This window comes from Pauljensenia sp. UMB3104 (assembly GCF_030217285.1).
Taxonomy (GTDB): Bacteria; Actinomycetota; Actinomycetes; order Actinomycetales; family Actinomycetaceae; genus Pauljensenia.
Map to the genome: position 1 here is coordinate 1 of NZ_JASONN010000356.1, position 264 is coordinate 264.

Genomic DNA, 264 nt, shown 5'->3' on the forward strand with positions numbered 1-264 from the left:
TCATCTGGCGTGACTCGTTTGATAAGTGGAATACCGAAAACAGCGATCAGTCGATTAATGTTGATTGGTTTGCCAACGACGCTTATAAAGAGAAGATCCGCACCGCGATCGGCTCTGATAATGCCCCTACGCTGGTCTTTGGCTGGGGCGGCGCGACCTTGCGTGACTATGTCGAGGCCGGCAAGGTTGTTGACATTACTGACAATGTAAAAGATTCGGTTGATAAACTGATTCCCAGCATTGCTGACGGCGGACTCGTTGACG

General features: G+C 50.4%; 1 protein-coding gene. It reads left to right on the forward strand.

The features are described 5' to 3' along the window. On the forward strand, nt 1–264 hold a 264-nt coding region (locus tag QP415_RS12010; RefSeq protein WP_285100232.1), incomplete at both ends, for an extracellular solute-binding protein.